Source organism: Ruegeria sp. YTSA219, assembly GCF_059609985.1.
This window is the reverse complement of record NZ_JBXWMT010000006.1, coordinates 20,330-42,418: the sequence shown is the minus strand read 5'-3', so window position 1 is coordinate 42,418 and position 22,089 is coordinate 20,330. Positions and strand designations below refer to the sequence as shown.

23 protein-coding genes are annotated in these 22,089 nt (G+C 58.0%); 14 read left to right on the top strand and 9 right to left on the bottom strand.

The annotated features are described in order from the left end of the window. The first annotated feature begins 58 nt into the window (after positions 1–58). Positions 59–262 carry a hypothetical protein gene (locus tag AC2FFB_RS10325; protein ID WP_142636801.1) on the top strand — a complete coding sequence of 68 codons (204 nt, stop codon included), beginning with the start codon at positions 59–61 and terminating at the stop codon, positions 260–262. Between the two features lie 114 nt (positions 263–376). Then, complete coding sequence (locus tag AC2FFB_RS10320; protein ID WP_496874884.1) at positions 377–2,422, top strand: ATP-binding protein; 2,046 nt, start codon at positions 377–379, stop codon at positions 2,420–2,422. 76 nt (positions 2,423–2,498) lie between these two features. On the opposite strand, the gene AC2FFB_RS10315 is transcribed toward AC2FFB_RS10320, so the two are convergent. Further along, positions 2,499–2,945 carry a DUF4174 domain-containing protein gene (locus AC2FFB_RS10315; RefSeq protein ID WP_271949456.1) on the bottom strand — a complete coding sequence of 149 codons (447 nt, stop codon included), beginning with the start codon at positions 2,943–2,945 and terminating at the stop codon, positions 2,499–2,501. 168 nt (positions 2,946–3,113) lie between these two features. Here AC2FFB_RS10315 and scpA point away from each other — a divergent pair, with 168 nt between their 5' ends. The 6 genes from scpA to AC2FFB_RS10285 all read left to right on the top strand — a co-directional run bounded on the left by scpA (position 3,114) and on the right by AC2FFB_RS10285 (position 8,580). Beyond that, positions 3,114–5,240, top strand: a complete 2,127-nt coding sequence (gene scpA / locus AC2FFB_RS10310) for a methylmalonyl-CoA mutase (RefSeq protein WP_496874883.1) — start codon at positions 3,114–3,116, stop codon at positions 5,238–5,240. A 108-nt stretch (positions 5,241–5,348) separates the two neighbouring features. After that, complete coding sequence (locus tag AC2FFB_RS10305) at positions 5,349–5,951, top strand: VOC family protein (RefSeq protein ID WP_281972738.1); 603 nt, start codon at positions 5,349–5,351, stop codon at positions 5,949–5,951. Next, positions 5,948–6,436, top strand: a complete 489-nt coding sequence (locus tag AC2FFB_RS10300; RefSeq protein WP_496874882.1) for a GNAT family N-acetyltransferase — start codon at positions 5,948–5,950, stop codon at positions 6,434–6,436. Before AC2FFB_RS10305 ends, AC2FFB_RS10300 begins: the two co-directional genes overlap by 4 nt. A gap of 45 nt (positions 6,437–6,481) precedes the next feature. Beyond that, complete coding sequence (locus AC2FFB_RS10295; protein ID WP_142636813.1) at positions 6,482–7,162, top strand: molecular chaperone DjiA; 681 nt, start codon at positions 6,482–6,484, stop codon at positions 7,160–7,162. A 4-nt stretch (positions 7,163–7,166) separates the two neighbouring features. Beyond that, positions 7,167–8,171, top strand: a complete 1,005-nt coding sequence (locus AC2FFB_RS10290) for an endonuclease/exonuclease/phosphatase family protein (protein WP_496874881.1) — start codon at positions 7,167–7,169, stop codon at positions 8,169–8,171. 37 nt (positions 8,172–8,208) lie between these two features. Further along, positions 8,209–8,580 carry a hypothetical protein gene (locus AC2FFB_RS10285; protein WP_496693827.1) on the top strand — a complete coding sequence of 124 codons (372 nt, stop codon included), beginning with the start codon at positions 8,209–8,211 and terminating at the stop codon, positions 8,578–8,580. A 3-nt stretch (positions 8,581–8,583) separates the two neighbouring features. Here the strand turns inward: AC2FFB_RS10285 and AC2FFB_RS10280 are convergent, their stop codons facing one another. The 5 genes from AC2FFB_RS10280 to AC2FFB_RS10260 form a co-directional block, all read right to left on the bottom strand. Next, on the bottom strand, positions 8,584–10,128 hold the full coding sequence (locus tag AC2FFB_RS10280; RefSeq protein ID WP_496874880.1) for a Ppx/GppA family phosphatase: 1,545 nt from the start codon (positions 10,126–10,128) through the stop codon (positions 8,584–8,586). Between the two features lie 49 nt (positions 10,129–10,177). After that, positions 10,178–10,867: a P-loop NTPase family protein gene (locus AC2FFB_RS10275; protein WP_271949468.1), complete on the bottom strand. Its 690-nt coding sequence runs from the start codon at positions 10,865–10,867 to the stop codon at positions 10,178–10,180. Beyond that, the gene (locus tag AC2FFB_RS10270) at positions 10,868–11,941 is read right to left on the bottom strand and encodes an AI-2E family transporter (protein WP_496874879.1); all 1,074 of its coding nucleotides are present in this window, start codon (positions 11,939–11,941) and stop codon (positions 10,868–10,870) included. A 91-nt stretch (positions 11,942–12,032) separates the two neighbouring features. After that, positions 12,033–13,007, bottom strand: coding sequence for an isopenicillin N synthase family dioxygenase (locus AC2FFB_RS10265; protein ID WP_496712818.1), 975 nt, complete (start codon positions 13,005–13,007; stop codon positions 12,033–12,035). Continuing rightward, complete coding sequence (locus tag AC2FFB_RS10260; RefSeq protein ID WP_496874878.1) at positions 13,007–14,371, bottom strand: FAD-dependent oxidoreductase; 1,365 nt, start codon at positions 14,369–14,371, stop codon at positions 13,007–13,009. The genes AC2FFB_RS10265 and AC2FFB_RS10260 overlap by 1 nt, the downstream gene beginning before the upstream one ends. 167 nt (positions 14,372–14,538) lie before the next feature. Here AC2FFB_RS10260 and proS point away from each other — a divergent pair, with 167 nt between their 5' ends. Then, positions 14,539–15,879 (top strand): proline--tRNA ligase, encoded by a 1,341-nt coding sequence (proS, locus tag AC2FFB_RS10255; RefSeq protein ID WP_496732007.1) that lies wholly within the window; start codon positions 14,539–14,541, stop codon positions 15,877–15,879. Then, positions 15,863–16,753: a glycosyltransferase family 2 protein gene (locus tag AC2FFB_RS10250; protein ID WP_496874877.1), complete on the top strand. Its 891-nt coding sequence runs from the start codon at positions 15,863–15,865 to the stop codon at positions 16,751–16,753. Before proS ends, AC2FFB_RS10250 begins: the two co-directional genes overlap by 17 nt. Here the strand turns inward: AC2FFB_RS10250 and AC2FFB_RS10245 are convergent. After that, positions 16,750–17,109, bottom strand: a complete 360-nt coding sequence (locus AC2FFB_RS10245; RefSeq protein ID WP_281994920.1) for a hypothetical protein — start codon at positions 17,107–17,109, stop codon at positions 16,750–16,752. The two genes, AC2FFB_RS10250 and AC2FFB_RS10245, sit on opposite strands and share 4 nt — an antisense overlap. A 247-nt stretch (positions 17,110–17,356) precedes the next feature. On the opposite strand from AC2FFB_RS10245, the gene AC2FFB_RS10240 reads away from it, so the two are divergent. From AC2FFB_RS10240 to AC2FFB_RS10230, 3 genes are all read left to right on the top strand, one after another. Beyond that, positions 17,357–18,439, top strand: coding sequence for a DUF6492 family protein (locus AC2FFB_RS10240; protein ID WP_496874876.1), 1,083 nt, complete (start codon positions 17,357–17,359; stop codon positions 18,437–18,439). Positions 18,440–18,502: 63 nt separating this feature from the next. Then, entirely contained in the window at positions 18,503–19,798 is a 1,296-nt protein-coding gene (locus tag AC2FFB_RS10235; RefSeq protein ID WP_496874875.1) for a lipoprotein-releasing ABC transporter permease subunit, read from the top strand. Next, positions 19,791–20,477 carry an ABC transporter ATP-binding protein gene (locus AC2FFB_RS10230; protein ID WP_496874874.1) on the top strand — a complete coding sequence of 229 codons (687 nt, stop codon included), beginning with the start codon at positions 19,791–19,793 and terminating at the stop codon, positions 20,475–20,477. Before AC2FFB_RS10235 ends, AC2FFB_RS10230 begins: the two co-directional genes overlap by 8 nt. Here AC2FFB_RS10230 and AC2FFB_RS10225 read toward each other — a convergent pair. Further along, positions 20,461–20,898, bottom strand: coding sequence for a DMT family transporter (locus AC2FFB_RS10225; protein ID WP_271949483.1), 438 nt, complete (start codon positions 20,896–20,898; stop codon positions 20,461–20,463). The genes AC2FFB_RS10230 and AC2FFB_RS10225 overlap by 17 nt on opposite strands. A gap of 91 nt (positions 20,899–20,989) precedes the next feature. Between AC2FFB_RS10225 and AC2FFB_RS10220 the strand changes: the two genes are divergently transcribed. After that, positions 20,990–21,394: a c-type cytochrome gene (locus AC2FFB_RS10220; RefSeq protein ID WP_496874873.1), complete on the top strand. Its 405-nt coding sequence runs from the start codon at positions 20,990–20,992 to the stop codon at positions 21,392–21,394. Between the two features lie 3 nt (positions 21,395–21,397). Here the strand turns inward: AC2FFB_RS10220 and AC2FFB_RS10215 are convergent, their stop codons facing one another. Then, positions 21,398–22,084 (bottom strand): hypothetical protein, encoded by a 687-nt coding sequence (locus AC2FFB_RS10215; protein ID WP_271949488.1) that lies wholly within the window; start codon positions 22,082–22,084, stop codon positions 21,398–21,400. Between the last annotated feature and the right edge of the window lie 5 nt (positions 22,085–22,089).

Here is a 22,089-nt window from a genome sequence, read left to right as displayed (position 1 = left end):
GTGGCGATTTCCCGCATCTGGCTCTGAAATTGTTAAAAAACCAAAAAGGGCAGACATCATGCGAATCTCGAAAGTCATTCTTGCAATGGCGACCTGTGCAGGGCTCGCGGCGTGCGGAGACTCGACCGGCGAGCAGGCGTTGCTTGGCGGTGGAGCCGGCGCCGTTGGCGCGGCAGTCGTCAGTGCCGACCCGCTGTTGGGTGCCGTGGTCGGCGCGGCAGGCAACGTGCTTTACTGCAAGACCCAGAACAACTGTAGATAACGAAATCTTCGGGGCCCCCGTCGCCCCGACCGTCATCGCGCGACACGCCGTCGTGGGGCCATTGCCCCGCGGCGGCGTTTTGCGTTTCCAGAACTTCAAGACAGAGGACGTTCCATGTTCAACAAGATCCTGATCGCCAACCGGGGCGAGATCGCCTGCCGGGTTATCAAAACCGCCCGCAAGATGGGTATCGGCACGGTCGCCATCTATTCGGACGCGGACAAGAACGCCCTGCATGTGTCGATGGCAGATGAGGCCGTGCATATCGGCCCGCCACCTGCGAACCAGTCCTATATCGTGATCGACAAGGTCATGGATGCGATCCGCCAAAGCGGCGCGCAGGCGGTTCATCCGGGATATGGCTTTCTGTCTGAAAACTCGAAATTCGCCGAGGCGTTGAATGCCGAGGGCGTGGCTTTTGTCGGTCCGCCGGTGGGCGCGATTGAAAGCATGGGCGACAAGATCACCTCGAAAAAGATCGCGCAAGAGGCCGGAGTTTCCACGGTTCCGGGCTATATGGGCCTGATTGAAGACGCGGAAGACGCGGTGAAGATCTCGAATGAGGTTGGCTATCCGGTCATGATCAAAGCCAGCGCCGGTGGCGGTGGTAAAGGCATGCGGATCGCGTGGAATGACGACGAGGCGCGCGAAGGGTTCCAGTCGTCCAAGAACGAGGCCGCGAATTCCTTTGGCGATGACCGGATTTTCATCGAGAAATTCGTGACCCAGCCCCGCCACATCGAGATTCAGGTTCTGTGCGACAGCCACGGCAACGGGGTTTATCTGGGCGAACGCGAATGCTCGATCCAGCGTCGGAACCAGAAGGTGGTCGAAGAGGCACCATCGCCTTTCCTGGATGAGGCGACCCGCAAGGCGATGGGCGAGCAGGCGGTGGCCCTGGCCAAGGCTGTGGATTATGCCAGCGCTGGCACGGTCGAGTTTATCGTTGATGGTGACAAGAACTTCTACTTTCTAGAAATGAACACACGCCTGCAGGTGGAACACCCGGTGACCGAACTGATCACCGGTGTCGATCTGGTCGAACAGATGATCCGCGTCGCGGCTGGTGAGAAACTGTCGATCTCCCAGGACGATGTCACACTGACCGGCTGGGCGATTGAAAACCGTTTGTATGCCGAAGATCCGTATCGTGGCTTCTTGCCGTCCATTGGTCGTTTGACGCGCTACCGCCCGCCTCAGGAAACTGCCGCTGGTCCGCTGTTGGTAAATGACAAATGGCAGGGTGAGGCCCCCAGCGGAGAGGCCGCCGTTCGCAATGATACCGGCGTCTTTGAGGGCGGCGAGATCAGTATGTATTACGATCCGATGATCGCCAAATTGTGCACCTGGGCCCCGACCCGTGATCAAGCGATTGAGACTATGCGAGTGGCGCTGGACAGTTTCGAGGTCGAAGGCATCGGGCACAATCTGCCGTTCCTGTCGGCAGTGATGGATCATCCGATCTTCATCAAGGGCGAGATGACTACCGCGTTCATCGAAGAACAGTACCCCGATGGGTTCCAGGGCGTAGAGCTGCCCGAGGCTGACCTGCGCCAGATCGCAGCTTCCTGCGCCGCCATGCACCGGGTGGCCGAGATTCGCCGCACCCGTGTATCGGGCCGGATGGACAACCATGAACGCAAGGTCGGCAAACGCTGGGTCGTGACTCTGCAGGGCCAGGAATACGCAGTTCAGGTGAATGCCGACAAAGAGGGCGCGACGGTCAAATTCGAAGACGGCGCGACATTGCGCGTGGCCTCGGAGTGGACGCCGGGCGATCAACTGGCGGTGCTGGACGTAGACGGTAGCCCGCTGGTACTGAAGGCCGACAAAATCTCGGGCGGGTTCCGGATCCGCAACCGGGGCGCGGATATGAAGGTGCATGTGCGCCGTCCGCGTCAGGCGGAACTGGCCAAGCTGATGCCCGAGAAACTGCCGCCTGATACCTCGAAGCTGCTGCTCTGCCCGATGCCTGGCCTGATCGTAAAGGTCGATGTCGAAGTGGGCCAAGAAGTGCAGGAAGGTCAGGCGCTGTGCACCATCGAGGCGATGAAGATGGAAAACATCCTGCGCGCCGAGAAAAAAGGCACCGTTGCCAAGATCAACGCAGGCCCCGGCGACAGCCTCGCCGTGGATGATGTGATCATCGAGTTTGAATGATCATGACCGTGCGTTTGTCATATCCTGCAAGGGAACCGGCGGTCGCCGCCGGGGCCGTCGGGTATGGGAAACGCGTTCAGCCGCCCTCGCGCCGTTCACGGATTTCGCGTTGGCGCAGGGGGGTCTTGTCGATGGAGCGACCGATTTCACGCACGCTCCAAGGGGAGGGTTTGCGCAGTTTGACCACGCCGTCCTTGTCGACAAACACCATCTGGAACCCACGCGGGCGCAGTTTTGACCGGATGGGCGAGCGGGCGTCAGGGTCAGTGTCGATCAGAACGACCACATCGCGGTCGCGCATGACGTCCTCCCCTTCCAAAAGCATGTCGACCTGCTGCTGGAATCGCGGGTCAGCAGGTGTATCGGCAAAGACAACAATGGGCCGCTTGATCCACAGATATTCGCTGAGCTCGCTATCCCCCACAGGGCGGACAAATTCATCGTCAACCGGGGCTACCCCGTCAGCTGCAAGGGCCGCCAGTGGAAATAGCGCCGAAAAAACAAAGGCTAGCGTTCGTGTCATTGGGCCTCCTGTTGGATTGAATATAGTCCCTGTGCGCACGAATGCGACCAGCGAAATGCACGCAGCCCATAAAATATTGCGTCCCATCCAATTCGAATGGGCGCAACCACGGATGATAACGCGCGGGCCACGCCCTTGCGCGACCCGAATTGAGAAAAGGATATCGCAATGACCAATAGGAAAGACTGGCAGGCGCTGGCCGAGAAAGAGCTGCGCGGTCGCCCGTTGGACGACCTGACCAAAGAGACGCTGGAAGGCATCGCCGTCAAGCCACTCTATACGCAGGAAGATACGGCTGAACTGCCGCATATGGGCTCCATGCCCGGGTTTGGGCCGTTCACGCGCGGGGTAAAGGCGACAATGTATGCCGGTCGTCCCTGGACGATCCGCCAATATGCGGGGTTTTCCACCGCCGAGGAATCGAATGCCTTCTACCGTCGCAATCTGGCGGCGGGTCAGCAGGGGGTCTCGGTTGCTTTCGATCTGGCCACGCACCGCGGATATGACAGCGACCACCCACGCGTTGTCGGCGATGTGGGCAAGGCCGGTGTGGCCATCGACAGCGTAGAGGACATGAAGATTCTGTTCGACGGCATCCCGTTGGACAAGGTCTCGGTCTCGATGACCATGAACGGTGCCGTGGTTCCTATCCTGGCAAGTTTCATTGTAGCGGGTGAGGAACAGGGCCACGACAAATCCGTCCTGTCCGGCACTATTCAGAATGACATTCTGAAAGAATTCATGGTGCGTAACACCTATATCTACCCGCCTGAGCCTTCGATGAAGATCATCTCGGACATCATCGAATATACGTCGAATGATATGCCCAAATTCAACTCGATCTCAATCTCGGGCTATCACATGCAAGAGGCCGGCGCGAACCTGGTGCAGGAGCTGGCCTATACGCTTGCTGACGGGCGCGAATACGTTCGTGCAGCGACGCAGGCCGGAATGGATGTCGACAAATTCGCTGGTCGCTTGTCGTTCTTTTTTGCCATTGGCATGAATTTCTTCATGGAAATTGCCAAGCTGCGTGCGGCCCGTACCCTTTGGCATCGGGTGATGACCGATTTCGGCGCGAAATCCGAGCGCTCTAAGATGCTGCGGACCCATTGCCAGACCTCAGGCGTGTCGCTGCAAGAACAAGACCCCTATAACAACGTGATCCGCACCGCCTATGAGGCGATGAGCGCGGTTCTGGGCGGCACCCAATCGCTGCATACTAACGCCTTGGACGAGGCGATTGCGCTGCCCACCGATTTCTCTGCTCGCATTGCACGGAACACTCAGTTGGTGCTGCAAGAGGAAACCGGGGTGACCGATGTGGTCGATCCGCTGGCCGGGTCTTACTATATCGAAAGCCTGACCAATGAGCTGGTCGAAAAAGCCTGGGCTCTTATGGAAGAGGTCGAGGAAATGGGCGGCATGACCAAGGCCGTTGCATCCGGCATGCCAAAGCTTCGGATAGAAGAAAGCGCCGCCCGACGGCAGGCGATGATCGACCGGGGTGACGAGGTAATCGTCGGCGTCAACAAGTACCGCAAGGAACGGGAAGACCCGATAGACATTCTGGATGTCGACAACGTGGCTGTCCGCGAGGCGCAGGTGGCACGTCTGGAACGCATCCGTGCCACGCGCGATGAGGCTGCCTGCCAAAAGGCGCTGGACACCCTGACGACCACCGCCCGCGATGGCGGCAACCTGCTGGCCGCTGCTGTCGAAGCCGCCCGTGCCCGCGCATCCGTAGGAGAGATCAGCATGGCAATGGAAAAGGAATTTGGTCGCCACCGCGCCGAGGTCAAAACGCTGGCCGGTGTTTATGGGGCCGCCTATGAGGGCGACGAAGGCTTTGCCGCCATCCAGAAGTCCATTGAGGATTTTGCTGAGGCCGAAGGCCGTCGCCCGCGCCTGCTGGTCGTCAAGATGGGGCAGGACGGGCATGACCGGGGAGCCAAGGTGATCGCCACAGCCTTTGCCGATATCGGCTTTGACGTGGACGTTGGCCCGCTGTTCCAAACGCCGGCCGAGGCAGCACAAGACGCGGTGGACAATGACGTCCATGTCGTCGGCATTTCGTCTCAGGCAGCCGGGCACAAGACGCTGGCCCCGCAGCTGGTCGAAGAACTGAAAAAGGCCGGGGCTGAGGATATCATCGTCATCTGCGGAGGTGTCATCCCACAACAGGATTATAAGTTCCTCTATGATCACGGGGTTAAGGCGATCTTTGGTCCGGGTACGAACATCCCAGAGGCGGCACAAGATATCCTGAGTTTGATCGGCGAAGCCAAAGATTGACCCGGCGCAGAGGTTTTTCGTCGAAAAATCTTGTGATCCAGCGCCTTTGAGGAAAACATACGGCCAGACCCTTGCGGTCTGGCCGTTTGTCATCTGGGGGGCTCATCCGTGTTACTTGATCACTTGGCGGTAGCTGGCGAAACGCTTGAACAGGCTTCGGCTCATGTCGAACAGGCGCTGGGCGTACCCTTGCAGGACGGCGGCAAGCACGAGAAATTCGGAACTCATAACCGGTTGTTGGGCCTGCGGGACGGTTTGTATCTGGAAGCCATCGCGATTGACCCCGATGCACCCAATCCGCAAATAACCCGCTGGTTCGATCTAGATCGGTTTCAGGGCGCTCCCCGCCTGACCAACTGGATTTGCCAGGTTCCGGATATCGAGACCTCACTGATGGTCTTTCCTGACGGAGTCGGCCAACCGATCGACCTAAACCGTGGCGCGCTGCGTTGGCGCATGGCGGTGCCTCCCAATGGGCGCCTGCCGTTTGATAATCTTTTCCCGGCGCTCATCCAGTGGCAGGGTGACCTTCACCCGGCAAACATGCTGAACGACAGTGGCTGCCAGCTGCGCCGCCTAGTCGTCTATCACCCTGATGCGCTGGATCTCGCCAAAGCGGTTGGGCCGTTGGGGCAAGTTGAGTTCGACAGCGGTCCGGCGGCGTTGCGCGCGGAAATTGACACGCCGCACGGGGTGCGGGTGCTGGAATGAATATCCGGCAAGCCAGTTCAGACGACGCGCCCGCCGTTGCGGCGATCTGGAATGCGATCATCCGCGACACGCTGGTGACCTTCACCACCGAATTGCGCAGCGATGACGCCGTTGCATTGGATATCAAATCCAGAGGGGCGGCGTTTCTGGTGGCCAAGCGTGACGGCGTTGTTCTGGGCTTCGCAACCTATGGTGCGTTTCGGTCAGGGCCGGGCTATGCCCATACGCGTGAACATTCGATCCTGTTGGCACCGCAGGCGCGGGGTCAGGGGATAGGCCGCGCATTGTTGCAGGCCTTGGAAGCCCGCGCACAGATGGACAATGTTCATGTTCTGATTGCGGGCATTTCCTCGGCCAATCCTCCGGCCATCGCTTTCCATACAGCTGCCGGATTTACACAAGTGGGCCTGATGCCCGAGGTGGGGTTTAAATGCGGTCAGTGGTTGGATCTTGTGCTGATGCAGAAAATTCTTGCCCCGCAGTGATCTGTCGCACCTGACAGTCGCGAAGGAGCGGGTTAGGGTGCACTCATGTCGATTTGGACCCGTATATCCGATGCGCTAAGCGCGCTTGCACAGGGCGAAAGCCTGACGGCCGTGTTCGAGAAACTGCGCACGCCGCCGGAACGCTCGGTCGCCTTTGCGATTGCGGTCATCGCCCTGGGGGCCAAGATGGCCAAGGCCGACGGGCAGGTCACGCGAGACGAGGTTACTGCCTTTCGGGATGTATTTCAGATCGCACGCGAAGATGAGGCCGGTGCAGCTCGAGTCTTTGACATGGCGCGCACCGATGTCGCCGGGTATCAGGAATATGCCAGCAAAATTGCCTATATGTTCGCAGAAGACAGCACCACCTTGTGCGACCTGATGGAGGGGCTGTTTCATATCGCAATGGCCGACGGGTTTTATCATCCCAACGAAAATAAGTTTCTGGAAGATGTCAGCCGGATATTCGGTCAGACCGATGCTCAGTTTCTGGCCTTACGCGCACGGTTTGTACCGGATGCACCAAAGGATCCTTATACGGTGCTGGGTGTGCCGCGGAATATGCCTCTGCCCGACATTCGTAAGGTCTGGCGGCAACTTGTACGCGACACTCATCCCGACGCCATGATGTCACGAGGCGTTCCGGAAGAGGCCATTCGTCTGGCCGAAAAAAAGATGATCGACATCAATCGCGCCTGGGATGAAATCAAAGGCGCGCAGGCCTGAACCGATGCGATTGGCAACCTACAATATTGAATGGTTCGCCAATCTCTTCGACCGGCAAGACCGTTTGATCGTAGATGACAGCTGGTCCGGCAGATACAATGTCACCAAAGCTGAACAGATCGAGGCCATCGCAAAAGTGCTGACGGCAATCGACGCGGATGCCGTACTGATTGTTGAAGCTCCGAATACTGGTAAGACGCAGAACACCGTGCGTGCGCTGCAAGGGTTTGCCGAAGCGTTCGATCTCCGCATAGGAAACGCGATCATGGGGTTTCCGAACGATACCCATCAGGAACTTGCGTTTCTTTTCGATCCTCAGATCCTGTCATTGCGCCATGATCCCAAAGGAAACAAGGAGGGAAAAGGGGCTGCCCCTCGTTTTGATGGCGTGTTCAAGATCGACCTGGATATAGATGCAACCGAGGATCATGTGCGCTTTTCCAAGCCGCCAATGGAGTTGTCAGCGCAAACGTCAGGCGGGGCGACGTTTCGACTGATCGGAGCGCATCTGAAATCCAAAGCCCCGCATGGGGCAGAAAGCCGCGATGAGGCGATCCGGATATCCATCGCCAATCGACGCAAACAGCTTGCACAGGCTGTCTGGTTGGGGCGGCGAGTACAGGCACATATTGCGGCTGACGAGCATGTCATCCTTTTGGGCGATCTCAACGACGGGCCGGGCTTGGATGAGTTTGAAAACCTGTTCGGACGCTCATCTGTCGAAATCCTGTTGCAGACCGGTCTGTTCGATCCGCATGCGGTGATGGCAAACGAGGCTGAACCCGAAATCTTACCCTCGTCCGCGCGCTTTGTTCGCCGCGACAGTGCTGATCATCTTGAGGCGCTGTTGGACTATGTCATGATCAGCGAAGGGCTGCGTGTTAAGCGCCCGAAATGGCGCATATGGCATCCTTTCCAGGACCCTGCATGCTATGCTTCGCGGGACCTGCACGAGGCGCTGCTGACAGCCTCGGATCATTTCCCTGTCACGCTGGATATTGATCTGTGACCTTTCATCGCCGGCGTGGGCGACTTATATCTGAAGCATGAAAAAGTTCATTTCAATATGCGTGGTCACAGCGGCCATGGGCGTTCCGGCACAGGCAGAGGACGACACAGGCAAATCCTTGATGGAACAAGGGGCTGAGTTGTTCTTTGAAGGGCTGCGTCAGGAAATGGAACCCGCGCTTGAAGATTTGTTGGGGCTGGCAGATCAATTCGGCCCCGCGATGCAGTCGTTTTTTGAGGAAATGGGACCGGCCCTGGCGGAACTGGCCGCCGAAGTACAGGACTGGAGTGTTTATGAGGCTCCGGAATTCCTGCCGAACGGGGATATTATTATCCGCAAAAAGCCGCCCGAGCCCGAGGTTGAGCCGGAAAAACCCGAAAATGAGCCCGAAGGCGAGATTGATATCTGAGGGTCAGCCTTTGATGATCAAGCGGGGTTCGGATTTCAGCGTGCTTGCCAATGAGTTCAGTCGTGCTTCGGCCACTTCGCTAAAGAGAGGGGCTGCGGCTTCTGGCAAAATCAGCTCTAGCTGACGTTTTTTAGGGTACAGCCGAAGCGTGCCCATCGTGGCTTCGTTCTGCATCCACAGCATTGCACCAAAGCGCATGGCTTTGCCCAGAATCTCGGCCTGTTCCTGATCTTTTTCGCCCAACAAGTCATAGAGAGGGGTAAACCGGTTGCCCTCACGCTTGTTGCGATACCTGTGCTGCAGGGCCAGCCCGATATAGACCCGTTCGGAATGCTTTAATCCGCCCAAGTTGGCGCGAGTTACGTAATCAAAGCAGGTTTCAGCCCGGTAATCCGGATGGGCGCGCCAACTGACATCGTGCAAAAGACACGCAGCCTTGATCAGCCTGACCCGCGCGGCCGGCGCGGATTTGAACAGAGGCATGACGAATTCGAACAGATGTTTGCCAAACCCGGGCAGGCGGGCATCTTTGGCTTCGGAAAAATAGCTGGCTTCGATCAGAGGGTCACGATCGCGCAGGATTTGTGGCATCTGTTCGTAAAGCAGGCCTTCGCGGATGCCATAGCTGGAAACGGCAATGTCCTTGGGTTTGAACGTTCGCACCAGTCGCGCAAGCACATCCATCGCATAAGGAATCAGCGCCATCCGAGAACCCGAGACGCCTGCCAGACTGCGCAGTTTTTCCGGGTCACCCTTTTCGATGAATTTGATGGTTTGATGCACCTGCTTCGTCGTCATCCGATATTCATGCAGCACGTTCAGGGGATATCCCCGGCGCAGCATGTCGAGCCTTGCAAAGGCCCGCCAGCTTCCGCCCACCAGAAACAGACGATCGCGCTGAGGGCCCATCTGGTCGCGCAGGTTTTCCATCGTCTCCTTGATTTGCGCCTTGCGCGCGCGACGACCGCCCTTGATATCCCGCAGCTTCAGCGGACCTAGGGCCGACGACAGGCGACGACCAACGTCTCCGCCACCGATCTCGGCCAGCTCCATCGAGGACCCGCCGATATCACAGATCAGACCATATGCACCGGGCCAGCCCAGTAAAACGCCCTGAGCGGACAGGCGTGCCTCTTCCCCGCCGTCGATGACCGAGACCGTCAACCCGGTTAGCGCTTGAACTTCGGCGCAAAAATCCGGGCCATCCTTGGCCTCTCGCACGGCGGCGGTGGCCAAGACGTGCAGCCCCGGCAGACCCAGATCGTCTGACAGCCGGGAAAAACGCTTCAACGCAGCCAGGGCACGTATCCTGCCAAGCGGGTTCAGGCGGCCGGTCTCGGACAGGCCCGCGCCAAGCTCGCACATGACTTTTTCATTGTAGAAATAGGCAGGCGATCGCGCCGCACCATCAAAGATCACCATCCTGACCGAGTTCGACCCTACATCAACAACGCCGACGCGCGACAGGGCGCGGGCCTCGGGGTTGTCAAACAACGGCTTTCCGAAAGGTCCCCAGTCGGGAATGTTGGTATCTACGGCTTGATCCATATCTCTTCCAGATATTCCAGGCTTAAGATGCGAAATCACCGGGGACGGGTCAATCGCTGGTTTCGGCATCTTCCAGTTCCGCACTCAGTACCCGTACGGCCAGAGCCCGCGTGATGTCTCGTTTCTCAGACAGCGCCAGTTGATCCAGCAGCGCCACAGCGCTGGCGGCGGTTTCGAAACGGCGATCCATATGTTTGACGAGGTAAGCGATGACCTCGGGTCCGGGGTTCAGCTGTCGGTCTACGAACAGTTTGGCCAGCACGGCGCCCAGTAGCGCGTCATCGGGCGGGTCCAGCGCAACGTGATGTGCGCCTTCGATCCTGCTTTGCAGGTCAGGCAAGGGCAACTGCCAGAAATTTGGCGCCAGGCGCCCGGTCATCAACAGGGCGTGGCCTTCTGCCAACACAAGATTGTGCAAATGGAATAGGGTTTTCTGCTGGTCGATATCGCCAGCAATCATGGGGACATCTTCCACTGCGATCGGTGTTTGGGCGAGGTCAGGAACCTCGTCGTGCTTAATCTGCGAGGCTTGCACAATGCGACCACCGGTCTCGGCCGCCCACACATGGGCCAGATGTGTCTTGCCCGCGCCTGCAGGACCGCTGAGCACCAGTTTATTCCCCGGCCATGAGGTAGCCGAGATCATGGCCACGGCCAGCGCATTTGCGGGCGAGACGAAAAAATCCTCGCGCCCCAGCGCAGTCTTGGCCGGTAGATCAAAGCTCAGCTGTAGGGCCATTCAATCGTCTTCCTGGTCCAAACCCACAAGGCCAGTATACAGACGGCTATCCAAATAGATCGACGTGGCAAAGCGCGCCAGAACGCCAAGTGCTGCGGCGACCGGGACGGCGATCAGCATCCCGACAAATCCGAACAGGGCGCCAAAGACCGACAATGCCAGCAACAGCCAGACCGGGTGCAACCCGACCGAGCTGCCGACGAGCTTTGGCGTCAGAAAATTGCCCTCGGCCACCTGACCCAATGCAAAGACCGCTGCGACCAGCCCAATTTGCGTCCAGTCTCCCCAGAACTGGAAAAGTGCCAAACCAATGGCCAGTGAGCCCCCGATCAGGGCGCCCAGATAAGGGATAAACGTGACCAAGCCGGCGATGAACCCAACGACCAGCCCGAACTGCAGTCCGACGGCCATCAGCGCGACGGCGTAATAGGTGCCCAGGATCAGGCAGACCGTGCCCATTCCACGTACAAATGAGGCCAGAACGCTGTCAATCTCACCAGCCAGCCGCTTGATGGTGGGGGCGTGGTCGCGGGGCAAAAGCTCTGCGATACGAGCAATCATGCGGTCCCAGTCCAACAGCATGTAGACGGTGACCACTGGGACAATCACCAGCAGAACCACCACGTTGATGGCTGATCCAAGCGACGCAGCGACAGATTGCAGGACATCACCAGTTTTGGACTGAAGCGTCTCTCCCAAGGACACCAGAAACTGGTGCGTGTTGGATTCGCGGTCCAAAAGCGACGGGAATTGCTGTTCGATAAACCCTCTTAGCTGCTTAAGAAGGCTGGGCATAACCTCGACCAGGTCGATCAACTGGGTGATCAGCGCCGGAACGACCATCAGGATAAGCAGTACGAAACCCAAAACGCCGACAACCGTGATTACCCCGGTAGCGGCCATGCGGGACAGGCCCAGCTTTTCAAGCCTATCCGCAACAGGATCAAGGAAATAGGCAATCGCGCCACCGATTACAAAGGGCAGCAATACATCGCCAAGTGCCCACAACAGCAGTACAATAACCACTGAGGCGATGCCCCAGTACCTGAGTTGATCTCTTACCGGCAAAGCCATGGCTGTCCCCTTGTTTCGGCACGTGCAAATGTTCTTGGCGTATGCGGCCCCACGATGCAAGCGCTTCATGACCCGCCAGAATCGCGCGGGGCTAGTCGCTTAACGTGCCCAGTTCAGGGGTGGCGTCATGCGCTGTTTCATCGGGCCAGTTGGTGCGCCAGATTTCAGCCGACCAATGGCCGCAATGCACGGATGGCCTGTCAAAGCCGGGCAGGGGCGGTAAAAGCGGTTCGACAACCACATCATGACGCGGCACCGCGAAATACGGGAAGGAATAGCGTTCTTTTCCCGACCGGTTGACCACCCGGTGCGGCGTGGATTTCAAGCGCCCACCTGACCAAAGCTCCAGCATGTCACCGATATTGACGACGAACCCACCCGGCGGGCAGTCGGGGGTTATCCAGCCTCCGTCACGGGTCTGAACCTCAAGCCCGCCGACCGGGTCCGGGGCGATGATGGTCAGCGCATCCGTGTCTTTATGCGGGTGGATGCCGTACCCGGCCTCGTCCGGGGCCTGAGGGGGGTAGTGCAACAAGGTCATATTGGTCATGGGGTCGCGGAACGCAGCGCGCAGCTGGTTCGCAGGTAGCTTCAATCCCATCTCCAGCGCGCCCAGCAGCATATGCGCGACACCGTCCAGCTTTGACCAGTAATCCAGAATCACTGCCTGTGCCCGTGGAACATGGCGGGGCCAGATATTGGGGCCATAGAGGGCACAATCTCGGCGGATGGGCGCATCCAGGTCCACCTGATAATGCAGCTTGTAGCCTTCGTATTTATCCGCTTTGCCCGACCCGTCATTCGGGGTGAAAAACCCCATCGGGATAAAACCGCGATAATTCTCGCGTGTGATCGCCTGATCCCATTTCGCATCATCGTCGATGTCGAAAATCGCCCGGACGCAAGTGCGCATGTTGTTGACGGTGTCCCGCGAAACGCCGGTGCCGGTAATCGACAGGAACCCAATCCGGGTGCAGGCATCCATGACTGCCTGAACGGTTGCGTTGAAATCGGTGTGGCTGGCATCACCCAGCGGAGCAATGTCGATTGTTGGGATTTGGTCCATCAGCGTATCCTCACGCCTTGCCGTGCCAGTTCTTTATGCACCGGGGCAAGGTTCAATTTATCGAGGTCTTGGTTGCTTTTGAGTGAAAGCGCCGCAGCAATCCCCGCGCCCTGACCCATGACCGCACAGCAAGCCATGTTGCGCGTCGCCGCATGGGCAACCCGGTCCGCCCCATGTGACCGGCCCGCGACCAGCAGGCCCTTGATCCCTTTGGGCAGCATCGACCGATAGGGGATATGCATGTACCGACCAGTCGTGGGCAGGATCAAAATGCCATAGCCGTCGATGAATTCGGGATAGATGCCGATGGTGTCTTCGAACCGGCCCTGATGGCGGGCATCATCCTCGGTCATGTTGTACACCGCGTCGATCTTGCGGGTGTCGCGAATGCCGATGGTCATCCCGAAATTCCGCAGCCGGGCGTTCTCACACCCGGGCATGAACCGGCGCAGCGCCTCGATGGCGAGCATTGACTGACGCCGCCCTTCGATCTCACCGCGGGTCATGCTGTCGGGATCGGTGCCATCGATCCCGGCCAGATGAATCAGGTTCATATAGGTCAGCTCACCGGTGTCATGCATCGCACCCCAAGTGCCCGCGATGGTGTTCAGATGTGCCGGGATCAGCCCCTGATCAATCGCCTGCTGGAACGGTTTGTGCACAAAGGGCGAGTACATGTCGTCCTCTTTACCGCTGGTCTCAATGTTCCATTCGCCGCCACCGCCCCAATCCTTATAGGTCTGGGGGTCGGCCTTTACGCCTTCGATAAAGGCGCGCTTGTCGACGCCCGCCAGATGGAACATGACCGAGGCCGCCATCATGTCTTCTCGTGCGGTCTTGTGCGTGGGCGCACCGGCGCGATGGGCGACATCTGCGTCTCCGGTAGCGTCAATGACAACCTTCGCCAGTATCGCCTCGCGGCCGGCTTTGGATTCGGTGATGATGCCGGTGATCCGGTCGCCGTCCATGATCGGAGCCACGAATTGCCGGTGCAGCATCGGATGCACACCGGCCTCTTCAATCAGTTTGTCGGCGACCAATTTGAACCCTTCGCTGTCCAGCTCATAACTCAGCGACTGGCTTTCTGGCACCGCCGCACCCATTTCTTTGGCGCGGGTTTCGAACTCCATGCCGATGCCGCCAGCCTCGACCGTTTGCTCGTGGCGATACCAGGCAAAGCCTTCAACGCCGACAGCAGTGATATTGCCGCCCATGCAGCCGAAGCGGTCGACCAGAGACACTTCGGCTCCGGCCCGTGCGGCCGCCAGCGCTGCGGCCAGACCTGCAGGCCCGGAGCCAACAACCAGAACGTCCGTGGAATGGACAACGGGGATCTGACGGGCGGGTTCTTGAATGGTCTGCATGGGCGCCTCGGTGACTTTACATTGCCGCCACATTTGACGCAGCTAACTGGCGGGTCAATCAAAAAACCGACAGGCCCGTGGTCGTAAAACCCCAATGCGTGATTGCCCCCGGCGGGGCTTTGGCATAATCACCTTTGAAGTCGAATTTTACCTCTAAAGGTCAAGCCATGCGCCTCAGCCGTTACTTTCTGCCCGTTCTCAAGGAAAACCCCTCCGAGGCTCAGATCGTCAGCCACCGGCTGATGCTGCGCGCGGGCATGATCAAGCAGGCCGCTGCTGGGATCTATTCCTGGCTCCCGCTGGGGTTCAAAGTTCTGCGCAAGCTGGAAAACATCGTGCACGAAGAACAGGCGCGGGCGGGTCACATCGCCATTCAGATGCCTGTCATGCAATCGGCAGATCTGTGGCGCGAATCCGGACGTTATGACGACTACGGCCAGGAAATGTTGCGCATGAAAGACCGGCATGACCGGGACATGCTTTTTACCCCGACTGCCGAGGAACTGGTGACCGACATTTTTCGGGGTCATGTCAGTAGCTACAAGGACCTGCCGCTGACGCTCTATCAGATCCAGTGGAAATTCCGCGATGAAATCCGTCCGCGTTTCGGCGTGATGCGGGGCCGCGAGTTCTATATGAAGGACGGTTATAATTTCGACTTGACCAAAGAGGATGCGCTGCACGCCTATAACCGCCACCTGGTTACATATCTGCGCACCTATGAGCGCATGGGCTTGCAGGCGATCCCGATGCGCGCCGATTCCGGCCCAATCGGTGGCGACGATACGCATGAATTCCTGGTTTTGGCTGAAACCGGCGAGTCTGAGGTATTCTATGACAGCGCCGTCACCGACCTGACTTTTGGCGACCGTCAGATTGACTATGACGACCGTGGTCAATGTCAGTCCATTCTGGAAGAGTTCACTTCAAAATACGCCCGCACCGACGAGACGCATGACGAGGCGCTGTTCAATCAGGTGCCGGAAGATCGGCGCCGTGTGGCGCGCGGGATCGAAGTTGGCCAGATCTTCTATTTCGGCACAAAATATTCCGAACCCCTTGGGGCAACCGTTCAAGGCCCCGATGGCAAACCGGTTCCGGTCCATATGGGTAGCCACGGCATCGGTGTCAGCCGCTTGGTTGGCGCGATCATTGAAGCCAGCCATGACGACAAGGGCATCATCTGGCCCGAGGGCGTGACCCCGTTCCATTGCGGTATCGTGAACCTGAAACAAGGCGATGACGAAGCGGACGCAGCCTGTGAAAAACTCTATGCCGCGCTGACCGTGCTGGGGCTTGATCCGCTCTATGATGACCGCAAGGAACGGGCCGGGGGCAAGTTCGCCACCATGGACCTGATCGGTCTGCCATGGCGCATCACCGTTGGCCCGCGCGGCCTGAAAAACGGCTTGGTCGAACTGACTTGCCGCCGCACAGGCGAAAGCGAAGAGTTGAGCCCCGAAGCCGCCGTCACCAAGATCGCCGAGATCTATGAGCGCATCGCCTGAAACCGTCACGCCGCTGATCTCGGTCATCACGGCGACATATAACCTACTGTCCCAAGGGCGGCAGGACAGTTTCCGCGAAGTCATAGCCTGTATGGCCCGGCAGAGTTGCGACCGGGCCGAACATATCATTCAGGATGGCGCATCGGATGACGGCACGGTGGCGTTTCTGGAAGAGCTGACGGCAGGTGCACCACGAACGCGCGTGATCAGCGCGCCTGATACTGGCCTGTATGATGCCATGAACAAAGGCGCCGAGGCTGCACAGGGTGATTATCTGCTGTTCCTGAACTCGGATGACTCGCTGGCATCGGATGGCATTTTGAACACCCTTGCCGACCGGCTTGCGGAATCTCGACCGGATTTCCTGTATGGCTCGACCCTGCGCAAATACGAGGACGGTTCGGAAAGTCGGGAAAAGCGCATGTCGCTCAAAGCGATCCTGCAGCGGATGCCGTTCTGCCATAATTCGGTGTTGCTGCGGCGGGATGTGTTTCAGGCGCTTGGCGGGCATGACACGCAGTTTCGGGTGGCTGCGGATTATGACCTGATGCTGAGGCTTGTCGCTGCCGGATATCAGGGAGAGCGCACGGATGAGCCTGTTTCCATGTTCTGGGGCAGGGGCGTAACCAGCAACATTGTCAAAACCGCCGAGGATTATGCCCGCGTCTGGGTTCAATTCTATTCAGGTTTCAATGCAGCGCGGACCCTGACCCAACAGGATTTCTTCCGGTTCTACCGCCGCGGACATATGCCCGCCAATCTGATGATCGAATTACTGCGGCGCCCAGATACTCCGGTCGGGATCAAACTGGCGGCACGCCATAGCCTATGGAAAACGGCCCGCCGATCCGTACAGTTTTGGCGGCGCTATTAGTGGCCTGTCGCAGTCGGTCGGACGGATAGCAGATCGCCATCAGCCTCGGATCCGCGTGGAACAACGATCGGACGGCCCAAGCGATTGACCAGGTCCTTAAATTCGAACCCCAGAAAGCGTATTCCGCAAACACGGTCGCCAGTCATGCGATCGGTGATACATAACCGCCCCTGTCGAAACGCCAAATGGTACCCTTTATCTTTCAGGATATCCGTCAGATTGCCCCAGCTTGCGGCACCGGAAAATATCGGGCGTATCGCCGCGCGCAGCAGTGCTGCGGTCTCGCAATCAATTTCTGTAGATAGTTTCCGGGCCGAAATTGCGCCCGGTTGTTCTGTTTCAGTACGAATATTCATGAGCGACCCCCGCTCTGGAAATGAATTCCCCCACAAAGTAGGGTGACAAAGTTTCTTTAAATAATCAAAAAGCGAAATAATATTGCGCCTAAAATGTTGCATTTTGAGTGCAGTTTCACCCTGAATGCTCACATTGACTTCATAGCTGAAACAATGCGGTGCTGTCTGTGAAGGGCTTCACAACCAAGGGTATAATGCGGCATGTGGAAATCATCCGTATTTTGAAAAACCCCGACCTGATTCGCCGATGGTTGAATTTCTTGCGGAATTGGATCACCTGGAATTTGCTGATACACGGGCCGAAAATCACAAAAGGATCCACGGTTTGCTGAGCTTCACAACCGTCGTCTATTCCAAAGACTTCCCCTTGCTTGAATTGCAGGCATTGTCTTTTGCCCGATTTGTTGACCCTGATCAGGTCGGCTCGATCCGGGTGATCATGAACGATGTGGACGAACCGGCACTGCGCGCGATGGTGGAACCGATTTTGGCTTCTTACGGTCCGTTGCGACCCAAAGTTGAAGTCCTGAGCGGCGATGACGTTTTGCTGTCTCCTGGGCAATGCGCGCGCCGGTCGATCTCGGACAGGATATTGATCGAAAACCGATACCGCATTCCGGGCGCGCGCAAGGGTGGATGGCGTGGCAACAACGGATACCGGACACAGCAGGTTTTGAAATTGGGATCTGCTCGGGCTGCCTCGACAGAAAACATTGTAATACTGGACACCAAGAACCTGTTTCTGCGCCCCTTTCAGGAAGCCGAGTTTTTCTCGGACAGTGGTGCGGCGCGGATTCCGTTTATCGGTGTGAACAGCGATTATCACAGACGCTGGCTGGAACAGAGCTTTGATGCGCTGGGCGCGTCGATCCCGGAAACGGACGGTATACAGACAACAAATTTCGCAACGCCTTATCCTGTGCGCCGGTCGCTGATCCTGGATCTGCTACAAGAGATAAATGCGCGCCACGGATCGGTTCAGTCGCTATTTGCCTCTCGCAGGCGCCCGTCTGAGTTTATGTTGTTGAATGCATTTTGTCTGAAATCCGAAGCCGGTTTTGCGCCTTGGTTCGAACCCTCGGGAAACACCAGCATAGGGCTGTGGCCATCCTTCTCGGCGCAGAAACTGACCGATGAGCTTTCCCGGCTGGACGATCCGGAAACTTTGACCCTAGGCTTGCATAACAGAGCGCTTTACAAGCTGCCCGCCGACATTCGAAACCGGGTGTTTCACGAGCTGGAAAGCCGCGGTATCTGCGATCGTTCCATCGCCGAGGCCGCCTTGAACAGAACCGCTGCTTTGACCGGGCAAGTCGAAGTGGGCGGATAACCGGCTTGACCCCCGGTCGAATTGCCGAGAGGGTCGCCACAAAACAAAACCAGCGGAGCAGACATGGCCAAGATACCACCGCCATTTGCGCTTTTTGAGTGGAAAATCGCTTGGCGATACCTGCGTGCGCGCCGTGCTGAAGGTGGCGTCAGCGTGATGACATGGATTTCGCTGATCGGGATTACCCTGGCAGTGTTTGCGCTGATCGCCACATTGGCCGTCAGATCCGGTTTCCGGTCCGAATTTGTCGGAACCATTCTGGGGGCTAACGCCCATGTGACCGTGTATTCATCGGGTGAGTTCACTGCGCAGGGGCAGGTAGATCGCACTATTGCGGATTATACGGACATGGCCGACCGGATCGCTCAGGTTCCAGGCGTTCAGCGTGCAGCACCTTTGGTGAAAGGTCAGGTTCTGATCACCAATCGCGACCGCAGCAGCGGGGTTGAGGTATTTGGCATCCAGCCCGAAGATTTGCTGGAGCTGCCCGGTGTCGCCGAAAGCGAACAGGCGGTTGGTGATCTGTCGATGTTTCAGAACGGCCAGGACGTCATTGCCATAGGTTCAGGCGTCGCGCGCAGAATCGGGGCGACGGTGGGCGATACCATCAAGCTGACCTCGCCCAATGGGGTGAAGACCGCGTTTGGCACCTCTCCCCGAGTGAATGCCTACCAGGTGGTTTATGTGTTTTCTGCTGGGCGTTATGACATCGACCGGACGCGGGTCTATATGCCCTTCGAACAGGCGCAGGGTTTTTTCAACCGCGAGGGCGTGGCTGATGAGATCGAAGTTATGGTTGACCGCCCTGAAGAGCTGACGCCGATCCTGATCCCGATCCTTGAAGCCGCAGGCGAGCGCAGCCAGATCTGGACATGGCAGGATGCCTCGGGCGGGTTCCTCCGCGCGCTTGAAGTGGAAGACAACGTCATGTTCATCATCCTGTCGATCCTGGTTCTGATCGCGGCGATGAACATCGTCTCGGGTCTGATCATGCTGGTGAAAAATAAGGGCCGAGACATCGGCATCTTACGCACCATCGGGCTGAGCGAAGGCTCGATCCTGCGCGTGTTCTTTATCTGCGGGGCATTTACGGGGATCATCGGCACTGCGTTGGGCGTGGTGCTGGGCTGTCTCTTTGCAATCTATATCGACCCAATCTTCAGTTTTGTAAACTTTGTGATGGGGGGCGGGGTTTGGGATCCATCCATCCGCGGCATTTATGCGCTGCCTGCCGAGCTGCATCTTTCGGATGTGCTCAAGGCCGTTGGCCTATCTCTGGGCTTGTCATTCCTGGTCACCTATTTCCCCGCCCGGCGCGCGGCGCGGCTGAACCCTGTTGAGGCGCTGCGCTATGAGTGATGTAATGATGCGATTGGCCGGTCTGACCAAGACTTATCTCAAAGGTAAGCCGGGTGAGGTTCAGGTATTGCGCGGTGTCGATTTGGACCTGCGTGCGGGCGAGGCCGTGGCTCTTGTGGCGCCCTCTGGTGCCGGTAAGTCGACGCTGTTGCATATTGCCGGATTGTTGGACACACCCGACACAGGATCGGTTGAGATTGCAGGCCAGAACGTGACCGGGAAAGGTGATCGCGCGCGAACTGCGTTGCGGCGGCAGGATGTCGGCTTTGTCTACCAGTTTCACCATCTGTTGCCAGAATTCACCGCGTTGGAGAATATTACCCTCCCGCAGCTGGCCAATGGCGTGTCCGAAAGGGCAGCCCAGGAACGGGCGATGTCCCTTCTGGATCATGTCGGCGTCGCCGCGCGCGCCGATCACCGGCCGGCCGCCCTGTCTGGCGGTGAGCAGCAACGCGTGGCCTTCTGCCGCGCATTGGCCAACAAACCTCGGGTTCTTCTTGCGGATGAGCCGACAGGCAATTTGGACCCTGAAACCTCGGATCAGGTTTTTGACGCATTGATGGCTTTGGTGCGGAACGAGGGGCTCTCGGCTCTGATCGCCACACATAACATGCAGCTTGCCGCCCGGATGGACCGAACACTGAGGCTGGACGGAGGCGCGCTTAGGCCAGTTGAGTGATGGCAACGCCTGCAGCCATCACTGCGATACCGCTTGCGCGAACCCATGTCAGCGGGGTGACCTGCGCGCCAAACAAGCCGAAGTGGTCGATGGCTGCAGTGCTTACGAGTTGCCCAAGAAGGACAAAGAACACCGCGTTGCCGACCCCAAAATGTGGCGCAACATGGGTGATTGACAGAACATAAAAGGCGACAAGCACACCGGCCAGAAGCAGGTGCTTGGGGGCATCGGCAATTTTTGAAAGGGCTCCAAAGCCGGGAAAAACCACCATCAACGCTGCACTTGATGCAAAGGCTATCGCAAACAGGACCACAGCCGCTGTTGTTGGCGACCCGATCAATTTGCCCAATGCGGCATTCAACGCGGCAAGGATCGGAACCCCAATTCCAGCCACAAGCATAATAGCAGCATATTGTGTCATTCGGTTTTCCTATTGCCTCGTTGATCTGGATCATTGCGCCAAGCCTAGGCACGGGCAAGCCTGAAAATGTCAAATCTGACAGGAGGATGTGATGATCAGACAGGCAATGGGGGCGCTATCGATAGCGGCGTTTGTGACGGCGTCTCAGGTCAGCGCGCAGGATACAGATACCGGCGCCGAGCTGTACCAGCTTTATTGTGCAACCTGCCACGGGATCGACGCGACGGGATATGGTCCAATGGCAGGCGTCCTTGTTATTCAGCCAACTGACCTGACGCGGCTTGCAAGCAGCGAAGGGGTATTCCCGACCGCTCGTGTTGTGGCGCGCATAGATGGACGAGACCCGCTGGTCAGCCATGGCAGCCCGATGCCAGTCTATGGACCGTATTTCGAAGGGCAGGATACGGCGATGAAAACACCAGATGGGCAGCCGATCCTGACCAGCCAGCCGATCGTGGATCTGGTGGCTTATCTGCAGACGCTGCAGGCCGACTGAACGTCACCGACAGATTCCTTCGATCTCGGCATCGGCCCAGGGGATGACCACTGCGCTTTCACGCTTGTCACCACGTAGCGGAGCCAGATCGAAATGTGCGCCCAGCATCTCGTGCAGACGTCTGGTGCGGGGTGCCGAAGGATCCAGCGCCCGGCAACAAATGTATTCCTCGACAATGGCGCCCTGCTGTTCGAACCCATAGGACAGGAAATCAGGCGAGCTCTCCAGATCGAATTGGTAGGGGTCGCTGTTGCCGCCATGCTCGGCTGCGGCGCGCAGCGGGTGATATCCGGTTTTCTTGCGGTTTTGCCATTGCCAGACATGGGTCAGTTCATGACCCAACAGCATCGCCGCGATCAGGCTCATCCGATCCGGGAATTCGGACATGTAGTCGTCCAGATACCAGTCCCGCGTGAAATAGACTTTGTTGAATAGGGCCACCGCTGCGGGTTTTGCGGTCACGATACCTTCCTGCGGGGCGGGCAAAATGCGTTCGCGGCAAGCAAGGCGTGACCGATCTTTACGATAGAAAGTTATTGGCGCAACTGGTGCGCCTTCGACCAACCGCACTTTGTTGAGTTTCAGCGTATCACCCTGAAGTGTGCGGGTAAAAGCAGCCTCCTGATCAGTCAGGGGGCGACCGCAAGCGGTGAATACCAAAAGGGACGTCATCAAAATGAGGCGCAACATGACAA